Here is a 12,596-nt window from a genome sequence, read left to right on the forward strand (position 1 = left end):
TTTCATTACCTCCTACTATGCATACAACATGCTGTTAGACTGTGTCTTCATCGTTTTCTTCGATTTCCTGGGTGTGATCGCAGGAGGTGCATTGCAGCCGGGCTCCCTGCTTGTTCCGCTTTTCCACCATCCACGAGCCGCATTTCGGGCAAGGAACGCTGGAAGGACGGTCCCAGGACACGAAATCGCATTCCGGATAACGGTCGCAGCCGTAAAAGATGCGCCCTTTTTTGCTGCGGCGTTCCACGACGTGGCCTTCCTTGCATTTCGGACAAGTCACGCCGATATCCTTGACGATCGGTTTCGTGTTCCGGCAATCCGGGAACCCCGAGCATGCCAGAAACTTTCCGAACCGACCCAGTTTGTAAACCATCGGCCTGCCGCATTTGTCGCAGATTTCGTCGGAAACCTCGTCTTCGATTTCGATTTCCTTCATTTCCTCCTCGGCGACTTCCAGGCGTTTTTCGAAGGATTCGTAAAATTCCTTCAGTACCTTCACCCAATCCTCGGCGCCTTCCTCCACATGGTCCAGATCTTCTTCCATATGAGCGGTAAACTCCGCATCGAGAATTTCAGGGAAAAACTGTTCCATTTGCTCGATGACCAGCTCTCCCAGCTCGGTGGGAACGAATTTCTTGTCTTCGATCGCCACGTAACCCCGCTTCTGAATCGTTTCCAGCGTCGGGGCATACGTACTCGGCCGTCCGATTCCAAGCTCCTCCATCGTGCGCACGAGACGCGCTTCCGTATACCGCGGCGGAGGCTGGGTGAAATGCTGCTTCGGCTCGATGTCTTCCTTCTTCAGCTTATCTCCCGGCGTCAGCTCGGGCAGGAATTTCTCTTCTTCAGTCGTGCCGTCGTCGTTTCCTTCGACATACACCTTCATGAAGCCCGGAAAACGCACCTTGGAGCCGGATGCGCGGAATACGGCCGTTCCGGCGGCGATATCCACCGACAGCGTATCGAGAACCGCGGAAGCCATCTGGCTCGCCACGAAGCGCTCCCAAATCAGCTTATACAGCCTGAACTGGTCGCGGCTCATGAACGCCTTGACGGATTCGGGATCGCGGAGCACCGAGGTCGGGCGGATCGCTTCGTGCGCATCCTGCGCGTTTGCCGCCTTTTTCGAATATTCGCGCGGGGTTTCCGGCACGAAATCGCCGCCGAATTTTTCGCCGATGTAACCTTTAGCTTCTTCCTGCGCGGACGCGGCAATTCGCGTCGAGTCGGTACGCATGTAAGTAATCAAACCGACGGTGCCTTCCTTGCCGAGTTCGACCCCTTCGTACAGCTGCTGGGCGACGGACATCGTTTTGGCCGCGCGGAAGTTCAGCTTGCGGGCCGCTTCCTGCTGAAGGGAGCTTGTCGTAAACGGCGGCGACGGATGCCGCTGGCGTTCCTTTTCTTTGACCTCGGCCACCTTGAAGGTAGCCCCTTTGATGGCCTTCAGAACCTCCTGGACGTCTTCTTCCTTCGAAAGCTCCTTCTTTTGCCCTTCAAGCTGATGGAATTTCGCTTCGAACACCGAGCTGCCCTTGGCAAGCTTGGCGGTGATGGACCAGTATTCCTCAGGAACGAAAGCGTTGATTTCGTTTTCGCGGTCCAGGATGATTTTGACGGCGACAGATTGGACCCGCCCCGCGGACAATCCCTTTTTGACTTTCTTCCATAATAATGGGCTGATCTTGTAGCCTACCAGACGGTCCAAAATCCGCCTCGCCTGCTGGGCGTTGACCAAATCCATGTTGATTTTGCGCGGCGTTTTGAACGCGTCCTTCACGGCCTGCTTCGTAATTTCGTTGAATACGACCCGGCAGTTTTCCGTATCGTCCAGTTCAAGCGCATGCGCCAAATGCCAGGCAATCGCTTCCCCCTCGCGATCGGGGTCGGCTGCGAGATAAACCTTTTTGACCTTTTTGCTGGCGTCCTTCAGCTCTTTGAGCACGGAACCTTTTCCGCGGATCGTAATGTACTTCGGATTGAACTCGTTTTCTATTTCAACTCCGATTTGGCTTTTTGGCAAATCGCGAACATGGCCCATGGAAGCCTTTACGATAAATTTGCTGCCTAAATATTTGCCGATCGTTTTCGCCTTGGCGGGCGATTCCACGATCACCAGTGAATCAGCCATCGGCTCATCCTCCTCTCCTACAGTCAAAAGTTTCGCTTGATTTTCTGCGTTTCAAACGTTCAATGTTCAGATGATCTTATATATAGCACCAGGTAATTGGGTAATCTGCTTTTTTATGATTAAAGATAACAGAACTGAATGCAAATGTCCAAAATCCCATCGGCTTCGTAGCAGCAGTTCGTCCAGCGTGAACGGCCCCTGCTCCAGTATATGGTATAGTTGCAGCTCGTCGGTTGTCAAATGGCCCGTTCCGCTCGCGGCCTCTTTTACCTGGCGTTCCCTATTGTATGTATTCTCGTGCCGGTTTGGCAACCATGAATCATATTCCTCGAGAACGTCGTCCGCGCTGCAGGCCATTTTGGCCCCCTGCCGTATCAGGTTTAAAGCCCCCCTGCTTTTCGGGGAATTCGCCTGGCCCGGCACGGCAAAAACGTCGCGCCCCGCATCCAGCGCCGCGTCCGCCGTAATAAGCGATCCGCTCCGTTCATCCGCCTCCACCACGATCGTGCCCAGCGACAAGCCGGCAATGATGCGGTTCCGCTGCGGAAACAATCCCGGATGAGGTCTTGTCCCAGGAGGATATTCCGTCACGATCAATCCGCGATCGCCGATTCTGGCAAAAAGCGATTTGTTTTCCGGCGGATAAACGATATCGATGCCCGTCGCGATGACCGCAACCGTCCTGCCTCCGCATAATAACGCAGCTTCGTGGCAAATGCTGTCGATTCCTCTGGCGAGCCCGCTGACGACGGCCAGTCCCGCTTCGCATAATCCCTGCGCCAGCTCCGCCCCCATTTTCCGCCCGTATGCCGTCGGAACCCTTGTTCCGACCATGGCAACAGACGGCACATGGAGCAGCCGGAGATCCCCTTTTCCGTAAAGCACGTGCGGAGGATCGGGGCTTTCCTTCAGCAGCGCCGGATAGTGTCCATCCAAAATGGTGACCACGCGGGTGCCCGCATCCCTTTCTTTTTCTTCCCGTTTCCGCAAAATATAGTCGGCCGTGAGCTCTTTTGCCAACCGCTCCGACAGGCCGGCGGAAAAACCGCATTTTTCCCAATCCCTACTATTAAAATGGATCATCTCTTCCGTCAGCATACCTTCCGACAGGATTCGTGCGATGCTTTTTCTGCCCAGCCCTTTGAATTCATGCAGACCGATCAGCAGCCAGCGCTTATTCATCATGATTCACCTCAGGCAACGAATTGAAATGCAAAAAAAGCAACCCTTTATTCCCCCTGGAGGAAATAAAAGGTTGCTTACCTTTGATCCTATAATAACCCAAATGCGGATTAGTGTGTCAAGCATTTATCCAGCAGGCCGCGTTCCTTCAAAACGTCGACCAGCGTGGAGCCCATTTCGGAAGGCGTCGGAGCGACTTTGATGCCGCACTCTTCCATTTTGGCGATTTTTTCTTTCGCCGTGCCTTTGCCGCCGGAAATGATGGCGCCTGCATGGCCCATGCGTTTTCCCGGAGGAGCGGTAACGCCGCCGATAAAGCCGACGACAGGTTTCGTCATGTTGTCGCGGATCCATTCCGCGGCTTCCTCTTCGGCCGTGCCGCCGATTTCGCCGATCATGATGACTGCATAAGTATTCGGATCTTCGTTAAAACGCTTCAGCACGTCGATGAATTCCGTGCCTTTGACCGGGTCGCCGCCGATGCCCACCGCCGTGGATTGGCCGATGCCACGGGTCGTCAGCTGATGGACGGCCTCGTACGTCAACGTTCCGCTGCGGGATACGACGCCTACATGGCCAGGCGTATGGATGTAGCCGGGCATGATGCCGATTTTGCATTCGCCGGGCGTGATGACGCCAGGGCAGTTCGGTCCGATCAGGACGGTCTTTTTGCCTTCCATGTAACGGGCAACCTTGACCATGTCAAGCACCGGAATGCCTTCGGTGATGCAGATGACGAGCTCCATTTCGGCTTCAACCGCTTCCATGATGGAATCCGCGGCAAATGCCGGCGGTACGTAAATAACGCTCGCCGTGGCGCCTGTAGCCGCTTTGGCTTCGGCAACCGTATTGAACACGGGCAGGCTGACGGACGTTCCGTTTTCAAGCTCGATGTCGACGGTTGTGCCGCCTTTGCCCGGGGAAGTGCCCCCCACCATTTGCGTTCCGTAATCAAGGGCTCCTTTTGCATGGAAAAGGGCGGTTTTCCCGGTGATGCCCTGGGTAATCACTTTTGTATTTTTATCGACCAAAATACTCACGATTCGTTCACATCCCCTAATCTTATTTAAAGGTCCTTATTTTACGAGCGAGACGATTTTTTGCGCGCCGTCGGCCATGGAATCGGCTGGAACGATGTTCAAGCCGGATTCGGCCAAAATCTTCTTGCCGAGATCCACGTTGGTGCCTTCCAGGCGCACGACCAGCGGACGGGTCAAACCAAGCTGTTTCGCCGCTTCGACCACGCCTTCGGCGATGACGTCGCAACGCATGATGCCGCCGAAAATGTTGACGAAAATGCCTTTGACCTGCTCGTCGGAGAGAATGATTTTGAACGCTTCCGTTACTTTCTCGGTGGTTGCGCCGCCCCCAACGTCAAGGAAGTTGGCAGGGTCGCCGCCGTAGTATTTGATGATATCCATCGTTGCCATGGCAAGGCCCGCGCCGTTAACCATGCAGCCGATGTTGCCGTCAAGGGCGATGTAGCTCAGGTCGTATTTGGATGCTTCGATTTCTTTTTCGTTTTCTTCGTCCAGATCGCGGAGCTCCTGAATGTCCTTGTGGCGGAACAATGCGTTGGAGTCAAAGTTCAGTTTGGCGTCCAGCGCCATGACGTTGCCGTCACCCGTCACAACCAGCGGGTTGATCTCCGCGATCGAGCAGTCTTTATCCACGAAAGCCGTATAAAGGGCCATCATAAATTGAACGGCTTTGTTTACCAATTCTTTCGGAATGTTGATGGCATAAGCAAGTCTGCGGGCTTGGAAAACCTGCAGTCCTACGGCCGGATCAACAACTTCCTTGAAAATTTTCTCCGGAGTTTTCGCAGCCACTTCTTCGATCTCCGTGCCGCCTTCCTCCGATCCCATCATCACGACGCGTCCCGTTGCGCGGTCGACGACGACGCCCACGTAATATTCCTTCCGGATATCGCAGCCTTCTTCGATGAGAAGACGTTTTACTTCCTTCCCTTCCGGACCTGTCTGATGCGTAACGAGAACCTTGCCGAGGATTTCTTCGGCGTAGGCGCGGACTTCGTCCAGATTTTTCGCTACCTTGACGCCGCCTGCCTTACCGCGTCCGCCCGCATGGATTTGGGCCTTGACGACCGTGACCTGGCTGCCAAGCTCTTTCGCCGCTTCGACGGCTTCTTCCACCGTATAAGCGACCTTTCCGTTCGGAACGGTAACCCCATACTGCTTCAATACCTGTTTTCCTTGATATTCATGGATATTCATTTACGGAATCCTCCTATCAACATGACTGCTACAAGGCGGGCTTTTCTCTTGGAAAATAATATAAACCCAAGCTATTGTACCACGTTTTTAAAACGCTTACCTTAAGAAACTGAGGGAATATCGACAGCTTTTTGATATCGGTTTAATCCGTTTGAGAGAATATTTGGGATTTTTTTCCATAATTATTCGTTTTGTTGTTCTCCGGCTCCGGATTTTGCTTGTCTACTCCAACCGGGCCTGAAAAATCGACACTTTTAGACCGGCCGGCCGCTCCCCTTAGGCCTCAGCGCTTTTCCCTCGCTTCCCGGCTTATATTACCACAACATTTGGAAAATATTAATCCTTTGGCAGCTTTTGCAATGACGTTCCCGAAGGATATCCGCAGTTCCCCTAAACAGCAGCCTTGACTTTTCCCTGCCGCAAAATTACAATTTGATCAATATCGATGTTCGAAAATAAGGAAGCACCTTTTTTCGACAGACACGTCGCTGCATTTGGGCAGTAGAACCGATCTGTTTGGAAAGGGTGCTTTTGTCGTATGTACGGAAAAATGTACAGTGCATGTTTATACGGAATTGATGGGGTTCTGATCCAGGTTGAGGTCGATATTTCGAACGGTCTTCCCCAAACGTCGATCATCGGCTTGCCCGACTCGGCCATTCGCGAGGCGGTGGAACGCGTTCGGGCGGGAATCAAAAACTGCGGGTTCACCTTCCCCTTGCAGCGTACGACCATCAACCTGGCGCCGGCCGATTTGCGCAAGGAAGGCTCCGCCTTCGACCTGGCCATCGCCCTCGGTATTTTGTGCACCAGCGGTCAGCTCGTCCTTCCCGGAGACGAAAAGCTTCTCATGATCGGGGAAATGGCGCTGGACGGAAGCCTGCGGCCGGTGACGGGCGTATTGTCGATGGTTGACCGGGCCAAACGCGAGGGATTTACCGCCGTCCTGCTCCCCAAGGATAACGCCGCCGAAGCATCCCTCATCGAAAACATGAATATTTATGCACTCAACCATTTGAAAGAGCTCTTCGCTCTCGGGGAAAAGGAGGCCGGGCTGGCGGCCGCGAGTCCGCTGCGGATTTCGTCTTTGGCGGGCCTGCGGTTTGTTTCCAGCCATCCGCCCGGGCAAGAAACGCATCAAGCCGAAGATTATGCGGACGTTCTCGGACAGCATCACGTGAAACGGGCATTAACGATCGCGGCGGCAGGCATGCATAACATCATGCTGATCGGTCCGCCGGGAACGGGTAAAACGATGCTGATCAAACGCCTGCCCACTATTCTCCCGCCCATGACGGAGCAGGAGGCTCTGGAGACGACCAAAATTTTCAGCGCCGCGGGAAAACTGAAGGAACCGGCGGCAGGCCTGCTGCGGACCCGGCCGTTCCGTTCCCCGCATCATACGATTTCGACCGGCGGTTTGATCGGCGGCGGAACGATACCGAAGCCGGGGGAGGTCAGCCTGGCGCATCGCGGCATCCTGTTTCTGGACGAACTGCCCGAGTTTAACCGGCAGGTGCTGGAGGTGCTGCGGCAGCCGCTGGAGGACAAATGCGTGACGATCAGCCGGGCAAGGGCGGTCCATACCTTCCCGGCAAGATTCATGCTGGCCGCATCGATGAACCCTTGCCCGTGCGGGTATTGGGGCAGCGAGCACCCCGGTCATCCGTGCACATGCAGTCCGGCAAGAATCGCGCATTACCGCTCCAAAATTTCCGGCCCGCTGCTGGACCGGATCGATCTGCAGGTCGACGTGCCGAGGCCCAGGGAATGGACGAAAGAAAAGTTCAGCCTGTCCTCCGCGGACATGCGTGCGCAAGTGCTGGAAGCGCATGAAAGGCAAGTAAGGCGTTACCGAATGCTCCAGATGAACTGGAACAGCGAGCTTAGCGGCACAGCGCTCCGGCGGTTCACGAAGCTCGATCCGGATACGGCCGACATGCTTCATCGGACGATCGAGGCCTTGGGACTGAGCATGCGCGCCTATGACCGGATTTTAAAGCTTTCCCGGACGATCGCCGATCTGGACGGAAAGGAAAACATCCTCTCCTCCCATGTCGCGGAGGCGATCCAGTACCGGAACCTGGACCGGCCCCAAACCGAAACGCCGGTGTAGAAAAAAGACTTCCTGAAATGCGTTTCAGGAAGTCTTTTTAGGCTGGAATCCATTCTTCGAATCAGAATTCGAAAAATGTTTGGCCGAAGTCCATTTGATGTTGCACGGCACGGTGTTCCTTGTTTTCTGATTGGAATTTCGAAGATAAGCCTCCTTTAAAAAGCCCCTTCAATATGCTGAAGCGAGACGACGTTCCGCGCCGCATCCATTTCGATGGCAATGACGTCGAACCGCAAATCCCGATCCTCAAACCGTTTATAGTGCAGGTACGTTGACGCAATGCCGCGAACCTGCCGGATTTTGCGGTAATCCACCGATTCGGCGGCGGTGCCGTAACGGCTGCCGCTCCGGCTTCGAACCTCCACGATGACCAGCAAACGCCCGAGCTCGGCGACAATATCGATTTCCCCGCTGCGGCAGCGCCAATTGCGGTCTCGTATGGCATAACCTTGGGCCGCCAGATAAACGCATGCAGCCTGCTCGGCCGCCGCTCCTTTTTCGCGGCGGTTATCCTTTTCCCTTTTTATCCGTTCAGCCATTCCTTCTCCTTTTCCCGTGCCAAGCGGTCTGTCCGGTAAATATAGCTCAGCACCTCCGCCACAAGCTGGTAAAGCTCGGGAGGAATTTGCTGGTCCAGGTCCAGCTTGGACAGCACCTCCACCAGCGCGGCATCCTCCTGGACGGGAACGCCGTGCTCTTTGGCTTTTTCCAGAATCGCCTCGGCCACTTTGCCCCGGCCTTTGGCCGCCACTACGGGCGCCGCGGCTTCATCCGGCGTATATTTCAAAGCCACCGCCTTTTTCACCGTATAAGGCGGCTCTTGTCCTTTTGCGTTCATACCCGGTAATCCACCCCTCTGTAGCTTTGGGGCACGTATTCGCTGACCGTCGCTTTCGCCTGCATGGCGGACGGCGAAGCCGGTTCCTTTTCGGGCAGGGGCTCCGCCTTTAAGCTCAGCAGCTGATATCCAATCGACTCGATGGCGCCGGCAATTTCATCCCTGTGGTTTTCCAGCAGCTCTCCGGCCCATTCGTGCCGGTTATGCACTTTTAAGGAAACGATCCGGTCGACGACTTGCACGTCCACGAGCGTCTGTCCAAGATGTTTCATCTGCAGGTCGAACCATAAACGGCAGTTGGACGCATCCAGCTCGCCTTTGGCCCCCCGGCGGGATTGGATCTGGATGGATGCCGTCTCCTGCCCGTCCGGCCCGTTCAGCGGCAGCAGAAGCGTTACTTGGGCGAACGGGGCCGTACGGTCCGTATTCAATAGCAGCTGCTGGCCCGTCAAATGCGAAACGAGCTGCTGCGCCGCTTCTTTGAGCTGCGGCGGCGTGTCGTCGTGATTCACCAGCTGAAGCAAAATGCCCTTCAGCGTGTCGTGCTGCGTGCCCGGGCCCTGCAAGGCATGCTCGGCGCGAACCCCGGCCGTTTCCGCGGCCGGGATCTGCGCGGCTGCCGGTTGTATGCCGGCAGCCGCCGGGCGGGCCTGCTGCCCTTGCGCGGCCGGACCTTCGTCCGCGGCCGCAGGCTGCTGCGGGCCCGCTCCGCCCGCGTGCACCGCCGCTGCACCCTGGCCCATGGCCGGTGCAGGGGCTTCCGGCCGCGCGCTCTGCGCCGCGGCCGCCGTTTGCGCGGGCGGCATCGCCCCGCGCACGCCCTGCTGCTCGTGCTCCGCACCGAGCAGCTTCAGAAGCCGCCCGACCCACGGCTCCGCGCCGGGGGTCTGGGGCGGCTTCGCCTCTGGCGCCGCCGGGCCGCCAGAGGCCGCCTGCGCCCCGGCTCTTGCGGCGGCGCCGCTCCCCCCGGCACGCCTGCCTGCGGCGCCGCGCTACGCCGCTGCCCTGGAGCCCGGCCAGGGCAGGCGCGGCGCGCAGCTGCAGCAGCACCTGCTGCAGCTTGTCCAGCAGCGGCTGCAGCCCGCGATCCGCGGCATGGAGGGCACCCGCCTTTGCGGCAGCTGCTCCTGGTTCCTGCCCGGCTGCGCCTTCTTTCGCCGGAGAAGCGATCCCTTGCTGCGGCTCCGTTTCCTTGGCGGCGGCCATGCCGTTAGCCCCGGACAGCGCAGCCTGATCAAGCGCCATGCGGCGTCCCCGCTCCCGCCGCAGGTTTCGTTTGTCCGGACGAAGCAAGCGCCCCTTCCAGCTGCGCTTCGAGCGCCGAGAGCAGTTCGTGAAGCCGGCGCGCCAAAACCGCCTGCTGTAAGCCGCGGACGCTTTCATGCGGTCACGGGCAGGCCACGCTGCAGCGCGATCGCAGCGGCCTGAATCCATTCCGCCGTTGGCACGGACGCCGGCTTTTGCTGCAGCATCCGGCCGAACAGCTCCGCGTTTTCCTTCGTCAATGGAACCCCGCTTGATTGCATCGCTTGAATCATCGTCCGGTTTTCTTCCGTGTCCGCAAGCTCGAGCGCATTCAGCACGTCGGCAACCGATTTCGCGGCAGCGAGGCATTGGGCGAGCCGGACAACGGCTTCAATACGAGCATGCCTCCGGCTGCAGGCGGCTGCACTTGCAGGAGCGTCGCCTGCCCCTCCTGCAGCGGCGTCTCAAGCATCGCCCTCACCTTGACCCCTTGAATCTGCACGACGGCCTCCTGGCCGTCCTCCGAGACGCTGAGCACCATGCCTCTGACCACCTGGCCTGTTTTCATCTCGAGCTGCTTGGCATCCCCCGTCTTGGCGTCGCCGAGCATGCCGCGAATCAACGAACCGATATTCACGCCTCTTCCTCCTTCAGTCGTACGAACCCTTTTTTCTATATATCGGCGCCAGCCTTCCGGCTGTGAAGAAACGCCCTAAAACAAGGTTTCCTGCACGACCTCCAGGTTTTTCAAAAAGCTGCGCCGGTGCATCGGCGTCGGCCCCAGGGCAAGAATCTGCTCGCGGTGAAGTTTGGTGGCGTAACCTTTATGTATCGCGATTCCGTATTCGGGATATTTCGCTTCCCATTCCCCTTTGCAAAGTAGGTCCCGCGTCACTTTGGCGACAATCGATGCCGCCGCGATGGATTGGCTGCTGGCGTCCCCTTTGATCATGGATAGCTGCGGCAGGTCGACGTCCACCTTCTCGGCGTCGATGAACAATACGTCCGGCGCCACGGACAATCCGAGAACCGCCCTTTTCATCGCCAGCCTGGCCGCCTGCTTGATGTTGATGCGGTCGATCGTCTCGGCATCCGCATAGCCTACCGACACGTCCACAGCTTGATCCAGGATTTGTTCGTACAGCGCCTCGCGTTTTTTCTCGCTCAGCTTTTTGGAATCGTCCACGCCTTCCAGCACCAGCCCGGCCGGAAGAATGACGGCCGCGGCGACCACGTCCCCGAACAAACAACCGCGCCCTACTTCATCAATGCCGGCGATATATCGATAGGATTGTTCCCAATATTCTTTTTCATGCTTCAACAAGTCCGTCATGCTGTTCCTCCCTGCTCCCATAGGCGGCCAGGGTTCCCTGTCCGCTCAAGCTTCGCTCTCCACATTATACTGGATTCGGCGCGGAGCTGCATGGCTTTCCCGTTATTTTCCGTTCAGTCCTCGGCAATCCGCAGATGGATGCCCTGCGGGTTCGGCGGTTTCTGCTGCGAAGCGGCCGGTTTTCCCTGACCCCTCTTTGCCGCCGGCGTTTGTTTTCCCCCGGGAACCGCCCCCCGCTTCATCACTTCAATCAGGCGTTCCGGATCATTGTCCGCGCCCCCTGCATTTATGCGGTATCCGTTGAGCCCCCTGGTCTATTGATGCCCGAAAGCACCGTGAAGGATACCCGCATATCCAGGTCCTTGCATATCCGAAGCAATGAGGGCGAAAACACGCCGTAAGGGAAGGCGATGACATGCATTTCGTTGCCGATTTTCTCGCGCAGCACGGCATTGGCTTTTTCCAGATCCCGCCGCACCCGGGCGGCATATTCCTCTTGCGTCTCCTTGCGGCCAAGCTGTTTGCTGTAAGCCCGGCCCCCTTAAAATCGCTTTGGACCGTTTCCCTGCGGCATCCAGCGGCGCATACTGATGCGAGTCGAAGGAGTGGCTGTAAAAGTCGACGCCGCTGGCGTGCATTTCCTGCACCTGCTTCCAGCTCAGCTTCGGAATCCCGGCATGCTGCGGATGATCGATCGTGCCGACGATCAGGAAGCTCGTCGCAGGGACCCGGTACTTGAGCAAGAGCGGGTAGACGTACTCGTAAAACGACTCGTACCCGTCATCGAAAGTCATGAGCACCGCGTTCGGGGGCACGGATTTGCCATGCAAAACAAAATCCGCGTATTGCTTCATCGTGATCCATTGGAAGCCATTCTCTTTCATCAGGATCAACTGACGTTCAAACTTGGCGGCATTCAAGCTCTGCTTGTTTTTTTGACCGGGCGTCACCTCGTGGTACATTAACGCAATCACCTTATCGCGGTAATAAACCTTAGCCGGATGTTCTTGTTGAAAAGAGGTATCCCGAAGCGGCGCCGGAATGCCGCCGCCCCCGGGCTCCTCCTGAATAGGCCCCGTCCCGATTCCCGTTTTGGCTGCCGCATTGAGCGCTTGACCGTTCACTCCTGCCGGCGTAACCGCCGTCATCCTCGGCGCAGGCTGCACGAACCCTCCCTCAACAGCTGCCTGCCCTCCCATCGGCAGGGAGCTTGCCGCACCGATGAGCACCGCAACCGCTCCTGCCGTCACCAGCCGTTTCCGCTTCAATCGCCTCTCCCCTTGCGCCTTAGTTTCGCTTGTTCCCGTAAACCCCTGAGATCCCCGGCAGCCCTTGCCCTTTTTTCCTGGCGTTTGATCGCTGCTGATATTTTTATATTCAAAGTCCGCTAGAAAAAGTCGCCCGGCATCCTGGCGTACGGGAACGAAACCTTGGCTTCGCGGAAACGACCGCGGCAAAAAAAGAGCCGGCTGGTGGCTCTCTCCTTGAAACACAAAAAAGCCGCCTTCCGGCGG

The 12,596-nt window shown here is 57.1% G+C and carries 12 protein-coding genes; 1 reads left to right on the top strand and 11 read right to left on the bottom strand.

The features are described from left to right. Positions 1-34: 34 nt before the first annotated feature. From topA to sucC, 4 genes are all read right to left on the bottom strand, one after another. Entirely contained in the window at positions 35-2,131 is a 2,097-nt protein-coding gene (gene topA / locus MKY58_RS17175; protein WP_339321335.1) for a type I DNA topoisomerase, read from the bottom strand. Positions 2,132-2,197: 66 nt separating this feature from the next. Further along, a complete protein-coding gene (dprA, locus tag MKY58_RS17180; RefSeq protein ID WP_339321336.1) occupies positions 2,198-3,313 on the bottom strand; it encodes a DNA-processing protein DprA in 1,116 nt (371 codons plus the stop codon). Between the two features lie 110 nt (positions 3,314-3,423). Continuing rightward, positions 3,424-4,353: a succinate--CoA ligase subunit alpha gene (gene sucD / locus MKY58_RS17185; RefSeq protein ID WP_212948912.1), complete on the bottom strand. Its 930-nt coding sequence runs from the start codon at positions 4,351-4,353 to the stop codon at positions 3,424-3,426. Positions 4,354-4,389: 36 nt separating this feature from the next. Beyond that, entirely contained in the window at positions 4,390-5,550 is a 1,161-nt protein-coding gene (gene sucC, locus MKY58_RS17190; RefSeq protein WP_036706887.1) for an ADP-forming succinate--CoA ligase subunit beta, read from the bottom strand. Between the two features lie 538 nt (positions 5,551-6,088). Between sucC and MKY58_RS17195 the strand changes: the two genes are divergently transcribed. Further along, on the top strand, positions 6,089-7,666 hold the full coding sequence (locus tag MKY58_RS17195; protein ID WP_339321337.1) for a YifB family Mg chelatase-like AAA ATPase: 1,578 nt from the start codon (positions 6,089-6,091) through the stop codon (positions 7,664-7,666). Between the two features lie 155 nt (positions 7,667-7,821). Here the strand turns inward: MKY58_RS17195 and MKY58_RS17200 are convergent, their stop codons facing one another. The 7 genes from MKY58_RS17200 to MKY58_RS17230 all read right to left on the bottom strand — a co-directional run bounded on the left by MKY58_RS17200 (position 7,822) and on the right by MKY58_RS17230 (position 12,350). Then, entirely contained in the window at positions 7,822-8,205 is a 384-nt protein-coding gene (locus MKY58_RS17200; RefSeq protein ID WP_339321338.1) for a YraN family protein, read from the bottom strand. After that, complete coding sequence (locus tag MKY58_RS17205; protein WP_339321339.1) at positions 8,190-8,504, bottom strand: EscU/YscU/HrcU family type III secretion system export apparatus switch protein; 315 nt, start codon at positions 8,502-8,504, stop codon at positions 8,190-8,192. The genes MKY58_RS17200 and MKY58_RS17205 overlap by 16 nt, the downstream gene beginning before the upstream one ends. Beyond that, complete coding sequence (locus tag MKY58_RS17210; protein WP_339321340.1) at positions 8,501-9,322, bottom strand: hypothetical protein; 822 nt, start codon at positions 9,320-9,322, stop codon at positions 8,501-8,503. The genes MKY58_RS17205 and MKY58_RS17210 overlap by 4 nt, the downstream gene beginning before the upstream one ends. A gap of 561 nt (positions 9,323-9,883) precedes the next feature. Continuing rightward, a complete protein-coding gene (locus tag MKY58_RS17215; RefSeq protein WP_339321341.1) occupies positions 9,884-10,087 on the bottom strand; it encodes a hypothetical protein in 204 nt (67 codons plus the stop codon). After that, positions 10,081-10,386, bottom strand: a complete 306-nt coding sequence (locus MKY58_RS17220; RefSeq protein ID WP_339321342.1) for a hypothetical protein — start codon at positions 10,384-10,386, stop codon at positions 10,081-10,083. Before MKY58_RS17220 ends, MKY58_RS17215 begins: the two co-directional genes overlap by 7 nt. Positions 10,387-10,461: 75 nt before the next feature. Next, a complete protein-coding gene (locus MKY58_RS17225) occupies positions 10,462-11,082 on the bottom strand; it encodes a ribonuclease HII (RefSeq protein WP_339321343.1) in 621 nt (206 codons plus the stop codon). A 314-nt stretch (positions 11,083-11,396) separates the two neighbouring features. After that, positions 11,397-12,350 (bottom strand): polysaccharide deacetylase family protein, encoded by a 954-nt coding sequence (locus MKY58_RS17230; RefSeq protein WP_339321344.1) that lies wholly within the window; start codon positions 12,348-12,350, stop codon positions 11,397-11,399. Between the last annotated feature and the right edge of the window lie 246 nt (positions 12,351-12,596).

This window comes from Paenibacillus sp. FSL W8-0194 (assembly GCF_037969745.1).
In the GTDB taxonomy this organism is placed as follows: domain Bacteria; phylum Bacillota; class Bacilli; order Paenibacillales; family Paenibacillaceae; genus Paenibacillus_AQ; species Paenibacillus_AQ cookii.

Excerpts from the sequence above, each read along its gene's own strand:
- topA (WP_339321335.1), bottom strand. The coding sequence starts at position 2,131 with ATGGCTGATTCACTGGTGATCGTGGAATCGCCCGCCAAGGCGAAAACG.
- dprA (WP_339321336.1), bottom strand. The coding sequence starts at position 3,313 with ATGAATAAGCGCTGGCTGCTGATCGGTCTGCATGAATTCAAAGGGCTG.
- sucC (WP_036706887.1), bottom strand. The coding sequence starts at position 5,550 with ATGAATATCCATGAATATCAAGGAAAACAGGTATTGAAGCAGTATGGG.
- MKY58_RS17195 (WP_339321337.1), top strand. The coding sequence starts at position 6,089 with ATGTACGGAAAAATGTACAGTGCATGTTTATACGGAATTGATGGGGTT.
- MKY58_RS17200 (WP_339321338.1), bottom strand. The coding sequence starts at position 8,205 with ATGGCTGAACGGATAAAAAGGGAAAAGGATAACCGCCGCGAAAAAGGA.
- MKY58_RS17205 (WP_339321339.1), bottom strand. The coding sequence starts at position 8,504 with ATGAACGCAAAAGGACAAGAGCCGCCTTATACGGTGAAAAAGGCGGTG.
- MKY58_RS17225 (WP_339321343.1), bottom strand. The coding sequence starts at position 11,082 with ATGACGGACTTGTTGAAGCATGAAAAAGAATATTGGGAACAATCCTAT.